The organism is Rheinheimera sp. (genome assembly GCF_030824435.1).
Taxonomy (GTDB): domain Bacteria; phylum Pseudomonadota; class Gammaproteobacteria; order Enterobacterales; family Alteromonadaceae; genus Pararheinheimera.
On record NZ_JAVBXS010000013.1, the window covers coordinates 74797 to 90374 of the forward strand.

At 48.6% G+C, this 15578-nt stretch carries 11 protein-coding genes; 7 read left to right on the forward strand and 4 right to left on the reverse strand.

The window, feature by feature from the left end; translation table 11 throughout:
- Position 1: 1 nt before the first annotated feature.
- Both RCH83_RS01680 and RCH83_RS01685 read right to left on the reverse strand, forming a co-directional pair.
- Positions 2 to 1210, reverse strand: coding sequence for a Xaa-Pro peptidase family protein (locus tag RCH83_RS01680; protein WP_306518402.1), 1209 nt, complete (start codon positions 1208 to 1210; stop codon positions 2 to 4).
- Positions 1207 to 2307, reverse strand: a complete 1101-nt coding sequence (locus RCH83_RS01685; protein WP_306518404.1) for a proline racemase family protein — start codon at positions 2305 to 2307, stop codon at positions 1207 to 1209. Before RCH83_RS01685 ends, RCH83_RS01680 begins: the two co-directional genes overlap by 4 nt.
- 182 nt (positions 2308 to 2489) lie before the next feature.
- On the opposite strand from RCH83_RS01685, the gene RCH83_RS01690 reads away from it, so the two are divergent.
- The 3 genes from RCH83_RS01690 (at position 2490) to chrA (ending at position 6581) form a co-directional block, all read left to right on the forward strand.
- Entirely contained in the window at positions 2490 to 3440 is a 951-nt protein-coding gene (locus RCH83_RS01690) for a collagenase (RefSeq protein ID WP_306518406.1), read from the forward strand.
- A gap of 249 nt (positions 3441 to 3689) precedes the next feature.
- Complete coding sequence (locus tag RCH83_RS01695; RefSeq protein WP_306518408.1) at positions 3690 to 5195, forward strand: hypothetical protein; 1506 nt, start codon at positions 3690 to 3692, stop codon at positions 5193 to 5195.
- Between the two features lie 174 nt (positions 5196 to 5369).
- The gene (chrA, locus tag RCH83_RS01700; protein ID WP_306518410.1) at positions 5370 to 6581 is read left to right on the forward strand and encodes a chromate efflux transporter; all 1212 of its coding nucleotides are present in this window, start codon (positions 5370 to 5372) and stop codon (positions 6579 to 6581) included.
- A gap of 70 nt (positions 6582 to 6651) precedes the next feature.
- Here the strand turns inward: chrA and RCH83_RS01705 are convergent, their stop codons facing one another.
- Entirely contained in the window at positions 6652 to 7485 is an 834-nt protein-coding gene (locus tag RCH83_RS01705) for a LysR family transcriptional regulator (protein WP_306518412.1), read from the reverse strand.
- A gap of 96 nt (positions 7486 to 7581) precedes the next feature.
- On the opposite strand from RCH83_RS01705, the gene RCH83_RS01710 reads away from it, so the two are divergent.
- The 3 genes from RCH83_RS01710 (at position 7582) to RCH83_RS01720 (ending at position 12100) form a co-directional block, all read left to right on the forward strand.
- Entirely contained in the window at positions 7582 to 8757 is a 1176-nt protein-coding gene (locus RCH83_RS01710; RefSeq protein WP_306518414.1) for an acyl-CoA dehydrogenase, read from the forward strand.
- A gap of 71 nt (positions 8758 to 8828) precedes the next feature.
- On the forward strand, positions 8829 to 11078 hold the full coding sequence (locus RCH83_RS01715; protein WP_306518416.1) for a thiamine pyrophosphate-dependent enzyme: 2250 nt from the start codon (positions 8829 to 8831) through the stop codon (positions 11076 to 11078).
- Positions 11075 to 12100 carry a malonyl CoA-ACP transacylase gene (locus RCH83_RS01720; RefSeq protein ID WP_306518418.1) on the forward strand — a complete coding sequence of 342 codons (1026 nt, stop codon included), beginning with the start codon at positions 11075 to 11077 and terminating at the stop codon, positions 12098 to 12100. Before RCH83_RS01715 ends, RCH83_RS01720 begins: the two co-directional genes overlap by 4 nt.
- 51 nt (positions 12101 to 12151) lie before the next feature.
- Here the strand turns inward: RCH83_RS01720 and RCH83_RS01725 are convergent, their stop codons facing one another.
- The gene (locus RCH83_RS01725) at positions 12152 to 13594 is read right to left on the reverse strand and encodes a diguanylate cyclase (protein WP_306518420.1); all 1443 of its coding nucleotides are present in this window, start codon (positions 13592 to 13594) and stop codon (positions 12152 to 12154) included.
- Positions 13595 to 13907: 313 nt separating this feature from the next.
- Between RCH83_RS01725 and RCH83_RS01730 the strand changes: the two genes are divergently transcribed.
- Entirely contained in the window at positions 13908 to 15578 is a 1671-nt protein-coding gene (locus RCH83_RS01730; protein ID WP_306518422.1) for a D-alanyl-D-alanine carboxypeptidase/D-alanyl-D-alanine-endopeptidase, read from the forward strand.

The window sequence follows — 15578 nt, forward strand, 5'->3', positions numbered from 1 at the left end:
GTTACTCCCGAAGGGCCAGTTCAAATTGTTTGGGGGCTTTGGTTAAAATGCGGCAGCCTGCTTTGGTCACCAGCACATCATCTTCAATACGCACACCACCAAAATCAGCAATATAAATACCGGGTTCAATAGTGATGACGGCGTTTTCTGGTAACAGCTGCCGGCACAAAGGCCCGAGAAATGGTTGTTCGTGCAATTGCAAACCCACGCCATGGCCAAGGCCAGGCCCGGCGTCTTTGGCAAAAGGTGACGCGGCCAGTATGTCGGCTGCAATATTGTTGAGTGCTGCGCCACTGGTGCCGGCACGCACTGCTTCCAGCGCCGCTTGTTGTGCCTCCAGCACCACCTGATACATTTGTTGTTGCAGCGGACTTGCTTTGCCACAGACAAAACTGCGGGTCATATCAGAGCGGTAACCATTGACCACAGCGCCAAAATCCAGCACCACTAAATCGCCTTTTTTCAGCCGTTTATCTGTAGGCAAGGCATGAGGCAAAGCAGAACGCTCGGCAAAACCCAAAATAGTGGCAAAAGAAAAGTCCTCTGCGCCGGCTTTTTTCAACTGATATTCAAGCTCAGTGGCAAATTCACGTTCACTGACCCCAACCTGCAACATGGGTAAAGCGCGGGCTAAAGCTAAATCGGCAATCGCAGCTGCTTGTTCAATTTGTGCTACTTCCCAGTCATCTTTCACCATACGCTGCGCCGCCAGATGCGGTGGACAAGGACTGAATTCAATCAGGCCGTTGTCATCACAAATAGCACGCCACAACAACACACTGATATCACTGTCTTCAAACCAGACCCGGCGTGCTTTAAAGGCAGCCAGTTGCAAAGCGATGGCCTGGCCCAGGCTCTGGCGGTCGCGGTCACGGCAGAAAAAAGTTGCTTTGGGGCAAACCGATTTGCTTTCCTGCTCTGCCTGGGCAATAAAACGATAATCGGTAATAAGCACAACCTGTTCCGGCGTCACCACCGCCATCAAGGCTTCACCGCTGTAATTAAATAAATAACGTAAGTTCACCGGCGAAAATATTAATGCAGCGTCCTGACCTGCCTGTAACATCTGGTAGCGGAACTGACTTAAACGGCCGGTAAAATCCGCTGCTGGCGGCGCCATCTTCAATGCTGCAGTCAAAGTTGCCCCTGCCGCTGCAACAGTATTGGTTGGAATTTCTGTCTGTAATTTCATTGGGATAGGTGTATTCATCGGAATATAAAACCTTCTGCAAGCGGATCTTCAGGATCTATAAAAAACTGATGTTGCCCTGTGACATGGGCTGTGCCGGCAACTTGAGGGATCACCGCATCATAAGGGCCGTAGCTGGTTTGGGTTTTGACCGACACCTCAAATTCAGAGCCGACAATACTTTCAATACGGATTTTTTCACCTGGTGCTAACCTGCCTTGCTGCTGCAATAAAGCCACCAGGCCGGACACACCACTGCCGGTTGGGCTGCGGTCAAGTTCACCATTGGCAAAAATACAAACATTACGTTGATACACCCCCGGTTTTTGCGCCGGCCCGGTAAAAATCACGCCGTATAAAAAGCTTAAATCTTCGCTAAATGGGTGTTGCACTGACACTTTATCCGCCAGCAGCTGCTGTTTAATCAATGCGCCATAACGGATAATTTGCCGGTGATTGGCCATCGACAAGTCAAGGTCGATAGCTTGTGCGTCCACATAAGCATAAAAAGCGCCACCATAAGCCAGCTGATAAGGCACCCGGCCTATGCCTGCGACATCAATATACTGACTGGTGCCAGCCACAAAAGAAGGCACGTTTTCAAACCAGCAACGATGAACTTGTATCGGGTTTTGCTGAGCAGCTGAGCCTATAGCCTGATCTGCATGATCTGTTGGATTGCCAGTGGCAATTTCAGCAAAAAGCCGGATTTGACCACAAGGCGCGTCCAGCAGAAATTCAGTCACCGGATAAGTAACAGGCACCACCCCCGCTTCCACCGCGGTTTTGGCAAGGGCAATCATGGCGTGGCCACACATGGTGCTGTAGCCTTCGTTATGAATAAACAACACCCCAAAAGCACTGTTGGCACGCTCTGGCGGCACAATAATGCAACCATACATATCGGCATGGCCACGGGGTTCAAACATTAACGCTGTTCTTAAATGGTCAAAACGCTGCTGACAATCGCGGCGCTGCTCCAGCACTGTAAGACCCCGAAGCTTTGGAAAACCACCGGTGATAATACGTAAAGGTTCGCCCCCGGTATGACAATCCAGACTGCTGATTTGCAGCCAGTGGGGTGGCGCCTGCCAGAAAGAAAATGCATTTTTTGCCAAAGTGAAATCCTGATCAAAAGTCGATTTAAAGTTGATTGAGAATATTGTATACAATATATTTGAATTGAAAGGAACTGCTCAAGTTAAAAAATCAACAAGCTGCGCTGATAACTTTGCTTGTGAAACTTTGTGCTGCTCTGCCCGCTGTATTGACAACAGCTTGTTTATCATCAGGAGAATTTATGTTTGTGTTCAATAAGATGCAGCGGGCCTTTGCTGCTGTGTTGGTGTTATCTGCGCCCCCTCTTTATGCCGAAGGGCTGATTGCCGCTGAAGCTAAAGCTCAAGATAAAGTGAAAGTGCAGACCGACGCTGCCGCCGGGGTTTTGACTCAGGTGCATCAGTGCAGCCCATCATTACAGTTGCGCTCAGTTGCATTAAACAAACAGCAGCAGTCGCAAAACTGTCTCGATTTAGCCAAAGTTGAGCAGCGTTTTATGTGGTTATTTGAAAACCCCAAACCTGTGCTGCATGACGGCAATATGATGCTCAGGGCCAATATTTATCAGTCAAAACAACAATATGTTGAGCTTGCCAGCCAGCATTTTTTGATGCCAACCGACAATGGTGGTATGTATCTGGAAGGTTTGCCACATCTTAAAGGCAATCAGGCTGAGTTTGTCGCTTATCAGCGCGACAACGGCGAAGTGTGGAATCTGGGGCATGAATATGTGCATTATCTGGATGGTCGTTTTAATTTAGCCGGTGATTTTTGCGCCAACTTACATGACTCGCACGCTGCGCCAGAAAATTGCCCGCGCCCTGCACCTTTAAGCCCTTATCTGGTGTGGTGGACAGAAGGCATGGCCGAATATGTCGCCCATGGGGACGACAACGAAGCGGCCATCAAAGTGGCCAAAGAAAAAACCTTTCCACTGAGTGCCTTGTTTCATACCGGTTATGAAAAAAATACCGGCAGCGACCGTGTGTATCGTTGGGGTTACCTGGCGGTGCGTTATATGTTTGAAAAACATCCGGATAAACTCAGGCAAATGTTGGTTTTTACCCGCAGTGGCGATTATCCGCGCTATCAGGCCTTAGTGAACGGCTGGGGCAACTCGATGGACGACGACTTTTCGTTATGGTTGACGACATTGCCGGCTCCGGCAGCACAAACAACCAAAGCTGAATAACAATACCAGCCCAAAGCGGTGCCACTGCTGCAGTCAGCTTTGCACAACACTGTGATACCACCAACACCACTTTTGGCTAAAAACACCGGCAATAACAGAAAAACTGAATTAAAATCCGTCAGTTAAGCTGTCATTGCCGGCACGCCCCTTACCGCAACAATTCAGCTCTGGTACATTCATTGCCCTGCAAGCTGCTTGCTGGTGCTGGTCTTATTTTTCAACAGCGTTAAAACTCATTCAGAGGTTGTTATGCGTGTGTTATTTGTTTTAGGTTTTGTTTTGTTCAGCACACTAAAAGTCACTGATGTTGCCGCTATGCCGGGTGACGCCATACTCGCCAGCAACTTTGACCAGAATGAGCAGCAGTTTAATATTTTATCGGGTTGTAGCCTGCAAAAAGACATAGTGAAAAGTGGTATACAAGCACTCAGTTGTGGCCGCGGTTCCAGTTCATTAATCAGCCGTCAACCGCTGGCTGAGCTTGGCTTGCTCGAGCTTTGGGTAAAACCGGAAAACGCTTTTACCAGTTACCGGATAAATATTCTGACTTCGGCCTCTATCCGTATCGACAGTGTCTGGCAACAAGTGGGGTTAATTGAAACCCAGGCCGGCAGCACCGACTTTATTGCCCACCGTATTTCGATTGACGACCCGGGTCGCAAATATATCCGGCTGGATATTGAAACCAGCAATGGTGCTCTGGTGATTGATGATCTGGTGGTCGACCGCATTCTGCTGGACACTGCGCTGCAGAAAAACGAACAAAAAATTATCAGTGGCATCCTCGAACAACTGAAACAAAACCGCAATTATGAAGTGCAGGCCGAGTCGTTCCGCACTTTAGGCAAAAATTACGCATCGCAGCTGGAAAGTCAGCGCCAATACCTTGAATACGCCAATGCCATTTATTCCAGTATTACTTTTGTGCTGGCAAGTTCTGAACGTAACAAAATGTCGAACCCTATGGCTTATGCGTCGTTTCGTACTATTTTGGCCGATACCAAAAGAGTGGCTTCCCCGCTGCAACAAGCACGGTTAAATTCGATGGTGAAACCTTTTGGTGATTTAGTCACTGCCACTTTAAATGTGGTGAGCGCCGGTACTTATTCTGCTTTTGCCGAGCCTTTTAAATCCTTTTTGGCCGCAACTTTTGATAAATCCAATTATGAAAATGCTGATTTAAGCCGCAAAGATCGCAAGTTTGCCGAAGAAAACGGGCTGAAAATTTACGAAAACGCCGAACGTTTTTTAGGGGAGCTGGAACGTGAGCTGGTGCAGGTGTCCACTTTGGATCAGGATTTACAACAAATGGCCAAAATGGTGGAGCTGTTTCGTAAAGACTTAGATAAACATCTGCGTAATTACCTGCAACATGCAGGACTCGCCCGCACTCAGGAAAATTATGGCCGGGTGATGAGTAAAGAAGAGTCCATCCGGGTGAATGTGATGACCGAAGTGGCACTGAATGTGACGAATAGAGCCCAGTCTTACCTGGCCAGCGAAAACAACACTGAGTTAGTGCAATATTTATTAAAAACCCGCGAGCAGCTGGAAGCCCTGCAGGAATTTAAAGAAAGGTTTAACCAGATCACCGCCTCTTCTATTACCTTTTATGAAAAGTTTGAACGTTCAGTGGCACCTGAACAAAACCCCTTTACCGACGCCAAAGACAAAGCGGCATGGGAGCAACATGCCAAAAAAGCCCGGGCTTATATTCAGCAATCCAAAGAAGCCTTTAGCAAAGCTTATATGTAATATTTTTGTCATACGTCAGATTTAAGCTTCGGCTGTTTACCGCTTGGATCTTAAGTATCAGCGCACAGGTATTAGCGCGCAGGTATACAAGGCTCAACAGTGCATCACAATGAAACTACCGCCACAGAACTCAGCATGCTGAGTTCTGTTTTTTATTTGAGGAGCTACCGGCCAGTGCATCAGCAACAAGGATCAGAACAACAGCTTACGTCCCCTTCGTTATGGCAACTTTTTATTATTTTTCTGACACTTGGCTGTACCAGCTTTGGCGGCCCTTTGGCCCATCTGGGTTTTTTCCGTTTTGAATTTGTCGAAAAACGCCGTTGGCTGAGCGACCAGGATTATGCCGAGCTGGTGGCTTTATGCCAGTTTTTACCAGGCCCAGCCAGCAGTCAGGTCGGTATGGCCATTGGCTTTTTAAAACGCTCTTATGCCGGCGCCCTGGTCAGTTTTTTAGGTTTTACCCTGCCTTCTTTTTTAATGATGTATTTGTTTGCGCTCTATTTACAGCGCGAAGCCGGTGGCTTTGATGCAGATATAGTACATGCGCTGAAACTGGTGGCTGTTGCCGTAGTGGCGCAGGCACTGTATGGCATGAGTAAAAGCATGTGCCCCGACTGGCCACGGCGTTTATTTGCGCTTGTTGTGATGCTAATTCTGCTGTGGCAACCCGGCGTTTGGCAGCAGCTTGCGGTAATTACGATGGCCGCTTTTTGTGGTCGATATTTTGTATTGTCTTTGCCTAAGCCAGCGCCAGCCAGAGTCCAAAAGCCCTTGCTCGCGCCTGTGTTACTGGGGGTGTTTTTATCCTTACTGCTGCTCCTACCATTATTGGCGGCCATCAGCGATCACGGCCTGTTAAACCTGATAGATAAATTTTACCGGGCCGGTAGTCTGGTGTTTGGTGGTGGTCATGTGGTGCTGCCGATGCTGCAGGCTGAGCTTGTACCGGACCTTATTGATAACCAGAGCTTTTTGGCAGGTTATGGTTTAGCACAGGCTTTACCTGGTCCGCTCTTTGCTTTTGCCAGCTTTTTAGGGGCTGCAAGTGACTTGCCTTATTCAGCTTTGTTGCTGGCCTTTGTTGCCAGTGTCGCCATATTTTTGCCGGCCATGTTGTTGGTACTGGGCGCTTTGCCTTATTGGCAACAACTCAAATCTAAAGCACCGGTGCAGCAAGCCATGGCGGGCGTGAATGCCGCTGTGGTCGGTGTGCTGGCCTGTGCTTTTGTGCAGCCGGTGGCCAGCAGCAGTATTGGCTCTGTGACTGACTTTTTGTGGGTACTACTTGCGGTGTTTTTGCTGGTGAAAGCCAAACTATCGCCTTTTTATCTGGTGGCGGGTGCCCTGCTGCTTTCGTTGTCGGTTTCAAAGTTTATGTCGTGATAAAACAGCTTTGCTAGCGGTTTTTTAAGCCCGGCGGCACACAAAAAAAATACAGCAGCCACAGCCCGTTTTATTGTTTTTTTGCCACTTCACATAAAGTTTTGACTGCACTCTGATGCTGTTGGTTTTTATCAAAAGCCAGCACTAATTGCCGCTCAGATAACACCAGCTCCAAAGGCCTTATTTGCATTTCCGTCCTGTTTCTGTGGCTTTCAAAAGCCGGTAATAAAGCACAACCAATACCGGCGCCCACCAGCCCTATGGCATATTCAATGGTATGAATATTGGCGCGGATATCGGCTTTGATATTGTGCCTGTTCAGCGCCGTTTGTAGTTGATCCCAGGCATCACAAGGGGTGCGTTTAATCAGCGGTAGTTTTTTAAAATCTTCGATGCTGATTTGTGCTTTGGCACATAAAGGGTGCTGCGCCGGTAATGCCAGTAAATAAGCATCACTCCAGAGCGGCTGATAGAGCTCACCGGCTTTCAGTTGGCGGATATTAATAATACGGGCATCACAAGGCTCATCCGGCTCCACTAAGTGCAGCTCTAACCCTGGCAACTGGCTATTAAAGTCTTTCAGTAGCGCACTCATACGCTCTACCCCTAAAGCCCGCACCAGTCCAAGCCTGAATTGCAGCCGTTTGGCCGGTTTTTTAAAAGAAGCCTGTACCGCCTGCAGCTGACTTAAAATCTGGCAGGCCTGACTGTATAACCTTTCGCCTTCTTCGGTGGCTTTGACGCCTCTCGGTAAACGGATAAACAACAACACCCCAAGTTCGGTTTCCAGCGCCAATAAAGCAGCCGACACTGAAGGCTGCGCTACTTCAAGATGTCTGGCCGCTGCACTGATGCTGCCTTGTTCAAAAACCGCGACAAAATAACCAAGCTGACGCATATCCATAGGAAAAAACTATACCTGACCAAGCTTCTATATGTTTTTACTTTAAATCCGAGCTCCATAAGATAGCAATAACTTTCACTGCATTGAGTAATGGCCATGAGCAAAACCGCGTTTAACTGGCAAGACCCTTTTGCCTTCAATACCTTATTAACCGAAGAAGAGCGTTTAATTCAGGAAACTGCCCAGAGTTATTGTCAGGAACGTTTAATGCCACGCATTCTGGAAGCCAACCGCCATGAACATTTTGATGTCGCCATAATGCGCGAGCTCGGTGAACTGGGTTTGTTAGGTGCCACTTTGCCGGAAAAATACGGTTGCTCTGGCGTCAATTATGTCAGTTATGGTCTGGTGGCCCGTGAAGTGGAAAGAGTCGACAGCGGGTATCGCAGTGCCATGAGTGTGCAATCTTCCCTGGTGATGCACCCTATTTATACCTATGGCTCTGAAGCACAGCGGATGAAATACCTGCCTAAACTCGCAACCGGTGAATGGATTGGCTGTTTTGGTTTAACAGAGCCGGATTCAGGCTCAGATCCGGCGTCTATGCGCACCACAGCGAAAAAAATCGACGGTGGTTACAAAATTTCCGGCACCAAAATGTGGATCACCAACTCCCCTGTTGCCGATGTATTTGTGGTCTGGGCCAAACTGGATGGTGTTATTCGTGGTTTTATCCTGGAAAAAGGCATGAAGGGTTTAAGCGCCCCGAAAATTGAAGGTAAGTTTTCACTGCGTGCTTCTATCACAGGCGAAATTGTGATGGATGGCGTGGAAGTTTCAGAGGACCAGTTATTGCCCAATGCTCAGGGATTGAGTGGGCCCTTTGGTTGTTTAAATAAAGCCCGTTATGGCATTGCCTGGGGTGCTTTGGGCGCCGCTGAGTTCTGCTTTAATGCAGCGCGCCAGTATACGCTGGACCGTTCGCAGTTTGGCCGGCCACTGGCTGCCAACCAGCTTATTCAGAAAAAACTCGCCGATATGCAAACTGACATCAGCTTAGGTTTATTGGGTTGTTTACAGGCTGGCCGCTTGATGGATGCAGGTTTGTTGCCGGTGGAAACTATTTCGCTCATTAAACGCAATTCTTGTGGCAAAGCGTTGGATATAGCGCGTATCGCCCGTGATATGCACGGTGGCAACGGCATTGCTGATGAATATCATGTGATTCGTCATGTAATGAACTTAGAAGCGGTGAACACCTATGAAGGCACCCATGATGTGCATGCGCTGATTTTAGGTCGTGCCATTACCGGCATTCAGGCGTTCTGCTGAGTTCCTAAGGCCAGAGGCAAAAGCCCTGGCCTTTTTTCTGTCGATAACAACTACATATGGCAGGACTTTTGATGACACCTTATGAACAACATGCATGGACGACGGCATATCTGGACAAAATTCAGAGCCACAAGCTGCCGACGCCCAAATCTGCTGCTTTAACCCTGACGGACGCGCAAATTTGCCGTTATTTTGATTCGATGCTTTCCAGCCGTTTGCTGGATTTACGCTCGCGTTTATTACAGGCCAAAGGCCAGAGTTTTTATACCATTGGCTCGAGCGGCCATGAGGCCAACGCTGTGGTGGCAGCTGCGCTTGAAGTGACAGATCCGGCCTTTTTGCATTACCGCAGTGGTGCTTTTTTTATTGAACGCAGCAAACAGTTGCCAGGCTCCACCCCTATTTACGATTTGTTATTGTCTTTTACCGCTTCCAGTGAAGATCCTATCTCAGGTGGCCGACATAAGGTGCTGGGCAGCCTGGCGTTGGCCATTCCCCCGCAAACCAGCACCATTGCTTCCCATTTGCCCAAGGCTGTAGGTACTGCTTTTGCTATTGATTTAAGTAAAAGATTACAACAACAAGGTCAGTGGCCGGAAAATGCCATTGCACTTTGTAGTTTTGGTGACGCTTCAGCCAACCATTCCACAGCACAAGGCGCAATCAACGCTGCTTGCTGGGCCGATTATCAGCATGTGCCTGTGCCAGTGCTGTTTTTATGTGAAGACAATGGCCTGGGGATTTCCACCCCAACCCCTTGTGGCTGGATAGCACACAGCTTAAGCCCGCATATGCAGACTTTTACTGCCGACTCGCGCGATTTAGCCGATGTGGCACAGGCAGCCAGAGCGGCCGTTGATTTTGTACGGAAAAACCGCCGCCCTGCACTGCTTCATTTGAAAACCTATAGGTTATTTGGCCATGCCGGTGCTGACGCCGAAGTGGCTTATCGCAAAAAACACCAAATTGAAGCTGAGCTGGATGAAGATCCGCTGTTATACGCCACAGCCTTGTTGTTACAACGTGGTATTTATCAGCAAAGCGAATTACTGGAACTGGTATTAAAACTGGATCAGCAAACCGCCCGTGTTGCTTTTGTTGCCAGCAATAAACCTAAACTCACCTCCGCCGAAGCTGTGATGCAAAGTATTGTGCCCAAAGCTGCTGCGCAAAAAAACACAGCGGTTAAAGCCTCAGCGGTATCAACAGAGCCAGCCACAGCACAAACTTTAGAGTTTGATAAACATAACCTGGGTAAACCGCAACATCTGGCCAAAATTATCAACTGGACTTTACACCAGGCCATGGCGCGTTACCCCAATGCCATAGTGCTGGGGGAAGACGTTGGCAAAAAAGGCGGGGTTTATAACGTCACTTCGCAACTGGTGCAGCAGTTTGGCAGCAACAGAGTGATCAACACCTTACTTGATGAACAAAGTATTCTGGGGCTGGGTATTGGCTTGGCGCAGCAGGGGTTTTTACCTGTGCCGGAAATTCAGTTTTTGGCTTATGTGCATAACGCTGAAGATCAAATCCGTGGTGAAGCTGCCACTTTGCCGTTTTTCTCCAATGGCCAATATCAAAACCCTATGGTAGTGCGTATTGCAGGACTCGCTTATCAACGGGGTTTTGGCGGTCATTTTCACAACGACAATTCTTTTGCGGTATTTCGCGATATTCCGGGTTTATTGTTGTTTTGCCCATCAAACGGCCGTGACGCCAGTTTATTGCTGCGCCAGGCGCTCGAGCTTGCCCACAGTGAAAAACGGCTGGTGATTTTTTTAGAGCCAATAGCCCTTTATATGACCCGCGATTTACACCAGCCGGGCGACAACCTCTGGGCTTGTGATTTGCCGTTATCAGAAGAACAGCTGCCGGATATTGGCACACCGGCCATCAGACATCATCATCTGGATAAACCAACAGATTTGGTGATCATCAGTTATGCCAACGGTTTTTATTTAAGCTGTCAGGCGCAGCAACAACTGGCGGCTCAGGGTATTGCCGCAACAGTGCTGGATTTACGTTATCTGGTGCCATTGCATATCGACAAAATTGCCAAAGCCATAGGCCAAACCCAAAAAGTGCTGATAGTGGACGAATGCCGGCGTCGTGGTTCACTCAGTGAAGAGTTATTTACCGCTTTGCATGAACACAAACCCAACTGGTATCAGCTGTCGCGTTTATGCGCACAAGACAGTTTTATTCCGCTTGGCAGCGCCGCTTACACAGTGTTGCCTTCTGTTGCACAAATTATTGAACAATCAATCTTGTTGCTTGGTGAAAACAAACAACAGCCCAAGCTGGAGCAGGTCGGATGAAACAAACAGCAGTAGTGTTGTGCCCTGGCCGCGGCACTTATCAAAAAACAGAATTAGGTTGTCTTGCCCCTTTTTATGACTCAAACACCTTAAAGGCCATTGATAAACAAAGACAACTTCTGGGCCTTACCACTGTGACTGAGCTCGATAGCGCAGCTGTGTATTTACCGGCCAGCCACCAAAAAGCAGAAAATAACGCCGCGTTAATTTATGCCGCTGGTCTGGCGCAGTTTCAGGCGCTACAACAAGATTTGGCTGCGCAATACGACATAGTGGCAGTCAGCGGCAATTCGATGGGCTGGTACACAGCGCTTGCCTGCGCCGGTGTCTGGGACAGCGCTTTTGGCACTGAAGTGGTGTCAGGTATGGCGCAGCTCACCGCCAAAGCCGAAGGTCAGCAGTTTATTTATCCGTTATTAGATGAACAGTGGCGGCTTGATCCGGCAAAAGACGCTGCAGTAAAACAGCAGCTGGCACTGCACAAAGGTGAACTCTGGATGTCGATTGAATATGGCGGTTATGCGGTGATGGCCGGCAGCAAACACGCGGTCGCCAGCGCGATGAAAAATCTGCCGCCACTCGATGGCCGTTTTCCGTTGTTATTGCATGGTCATGCCGCTTTTCACAGCCCTTTGATGCAACAAGCATCAATGCAAGCGCTTGAAAAATTCAGCCAACAACATTTCCAGCGTCCACAAACCCCGTTAATAGACGGCTCTGGTGCCATCTGGCATACAGGCCCGGTGGACACTGAAGCGCTGTGGCGTTACACCTTCCAGACGCAAGTGGCTGATTGTTATCACTTTAGTAAAGCTGTGCAGGTGGCAGTCAAAGAATTTGCGCCGGATAAACTGATTTTATTGGGCCCCGGGCAAAACCTGGGTGGCGCAGTGGCCCAAAGTCTGATTGACATTGGGTATGCCGGCCTTAAAAACAAACAGGATTTTGTCGCGCTGCAACAAAGTGATAATCCTTTGCTGATTGAAGCGCAGGCCCTGCTGACACAAGCTGAACCTGCTTAGTTTGTTTGCATCATAACGGATAGGCTAAAGACACAAACAGCCTTGTGGGGCTCAGGGTTGTTTTGTGGTTTGTGTAAGTTCAGATCCGGATTGCTGGGCCGGGATCAACACCAGTTGGTCCCGGCCTTGTTTTTTCGCCTGATATAAAGCCTCATCCACCTGCTGCAACAAAAATTTTTTATCAAGCAGCAGATCCGGTACATCTGAATAAGCCCCAATGCTGATGGTACAACTGCGGCAATGCTCATCATGGTTTATTTCAGTGCTGGCTATCACACCAACAAAAGCGCGCAGCAATTTTTCCATTGCTGAAGCTTCAGTGCCGACACTGATCAACATAAACTCTTCGCCGCCATACCGTACCAGCATGTCTTGTGGCCTTTGAAAATAACTGCGGCATAAGCTGGAAAACTGCCGTAAACAGGCATCACCATACAAATGGCCACATTCATCGTTCAGTTGTTTAAAGTGATCCAAATCCATCATCGCAACAGTCAGCGTCAGCTGCTGACGCTGGCAAAGTGCCAAAGCATCCTGCAGTTTCTGGTCAAAAAATTGTCTGTTATAAAGCCCGGTTAAAGGGTCGTGCTGGCTCAGTTGTTCAAGTTCGGCATTGGCTTTTGTCAAAGCTTTGTTCAGCCGGTTCAGTTTCAGATAAGCCCACAGCCACAATAGCCCAAGCGCCGCAGCGCCGGCCAGTACCTGCCACACCAGTTTGTAATCCACTCCCTGCTCATAACGAATACTGAACCAACGGTTGTTAATTTGTTGCTGTTGTTGCGTTGGCAAGCGCAATAACAATTTCTGCAAAATACTGCCAAGTAAAGGTTCGTCGTTGCGGCTGGCAAAAGAAAGCTCACTGTCGCCGTGCAGCCGGCCGGCAATTTTCAGGTTGTGCATTTTGTTTTGCTGCAGGCTGTAGCTGATGCTGCCCATATTGCCTAAAAAACCATACAAAATACCTTGTTGTACCGCCAGCAACCCTTCGTCGTAACTGTCGTATTGCATAATATGTAAGGCCGGATATTGGTTCTTATACAATTCGATAAAACCATAACCACGGCGCACCCCAATAGCCTGCGGCGGTAAATCAGAAAAATCAGTGAGATAAGCTTTGTCGATGCTGGTCACCAGCACAGTTGGAATATTCAGATACACAGTGCTGAAGTTTAAATAACTGCTGCGCTCAGGTGTTTTCATGGCTAAAGGCAAAAAATCACAACGACGATCTTTGGCATATTGCAGCGATTGAGCCCAGTTTTTGGTTGGCACCAGACGAAAAGACACAGGTAGTTTCTGTTGCAGCAACTGCAGATAATCGGCGCTGATACCCATATGCCGCCCTTGGGTATCGACCCCCTCAAACGGCATCCAGTCGGGATCAATACAATAACTGAGCTCGCCTTTGTGCTGAAGGTAGTTCAGCTCTGCCTGGCTAAAACCAACCTCTGACTGCCGGGCAGTGACAGTGCCTGCCAGACAGCATAACAGCACGGCAATTCCAGGCTTGCTCACAATATTGTTTGTTCTGACAGGCTGGCGCATAACAGCTGCATTTGTGAAGGACACTGTTACTACCATAACAGCAAGCCAGAAGGGCGCAAGTTGTGAACACAAAAAACCGGCAACACAAAAAACGACTGATTTTTTGCTGTAGTCACAACAAAAACAACAAGGCGATGAAGATGTTGTGACAACCATGGTCAAAAACTGGCAAGATAAAAACACAGCACCTTTGCCTGTGCTCTGCCTGATGAACCGCGTCAACAACCCCTTTGGCAAAATAACAACATGGCCGGGAGTGATTTTGAAGATTGTTAATTATGTTGGAATGACACTGGCTGGCCTGATACTAAGCGCCTGTAGTTCAGCTCCGCTTCGCCAGCACAGTTTTTCCACACAGCTGCAACAAGCCGGCTTAACAGCAGACGAGATAAGTCTGGTGATGCAGCCACTGTTTCAGGGCAACAGCGGTTTTTATCATAGGGCCGATGCCGCTATGGCCCCTGCATCCACCATGAAACTGCTCACCAGCACTGTTGCACTTGCAACACTGGGACCAGACTGGCGTGGCAGCAGCCGTTTTTTATTGGCTCAGACTGATTATATAGCGCTGCAACAGCAAGAATTACAACCACAGCCCTCTTTTACATTACGTCAGCCGCTGTACCTGCAAGCCGGAGCAGACGCTGATTTTAATTATGCTGAACTGTCGGCTTTATTAAGTCAGGTTCGCGCTTTAGGTGTTACTACACTTGGTGCCGGTATAGTGCTGGATCGCAGCAGCTTTTTACCAGGACGCAACGATATCGGCCAGGCTGATTTTGATGAAGCGCCCAAAGCCCGTTATAACCATAGGCCAGACGCGCTTTATCTGGGGCAAAGCCAACAGGTGCTCAGGCTGGTCTCAGACCATAAAAATGCCAGAGCCACCTTGTTCCCCTATTGGCCGGACGTCAAGCTTGATCTGTCAGAACTGCAGCTGACACAGCATAATTGCGAGCAGGCCAAATTGTCGCAGTTAACATCAGAATTTGTTGCTGAGCAGCAATATTGGCGGTTAAAACTCAGTGGTTCTTTTCCGCAAAATTGTCAGCAACAACAAAGCTTTGAACTGATAGACCGCGATGCGGCGCTGCTGCTTAGTCTGGCACAGGAATGGCAACGCCTGGGCGGGCAAATTCACACTGAAACTGCAGTGCCGACTGAACTGCACAAAGCTGCCCATCGCAGCGCCCACTGTTGCCATCTGCCAATACAACACAAAAGTAGCGCTGCAGTTTTATTGCCATCCGTCCCCAATACCAACTGGTTACAAACCGCAGTCACGCCACCAGACGCAGTGCCGGTCGCAACTCACTTAAGCCGGCCTTTGGGCGAGTTAGTGTTAAGAGTCAATAAATCTTCCGACAATGCATTGACCCGGTTATTGTATTTAACTTTGGGCGCTGAGCATGCTGCCAGCCTTCGCACCACTAATGTTTTGGCAAACCAACACCAGTTGTCGCCTGATGGCTCCGGACTTATCCCAGGCAAAGCGCCTGAGCTCACCCCAACAGCACAAATGGCAGAGCAAAAAATAAGACACTGGCTGACGCAACAGGGCATCAACCAGCAACAGTTGGTGCTGGAGAATGGCTCTGGTTTATCCCGTAGTGAACGAATATCTGCGTTGTTTTTGACACAACTGCTGTCTCACGTCTGGCAAGCAGATTATGGCCCTGAGCTGATAGCCAGCCTGCCACTTGCCGGTATTGACGGCACTTTAAAAAATCGTTTCAGACAAGGCGCAGCTTATAAAAAAGCCAGGTTAAAAACCGGCACTTTAAAAGATGTCACTGCGCTGGCAGGTTATGTTTATGACGGTCGTCACAGACCCTGGATTTTTGTCGCTGTCGTTAACAGTCCCAAAGCAGCAACAGCAGGCAAAACTTTGTTAAATCAACTGGTGGAACAACTGGCGCAATATCAGCAATAA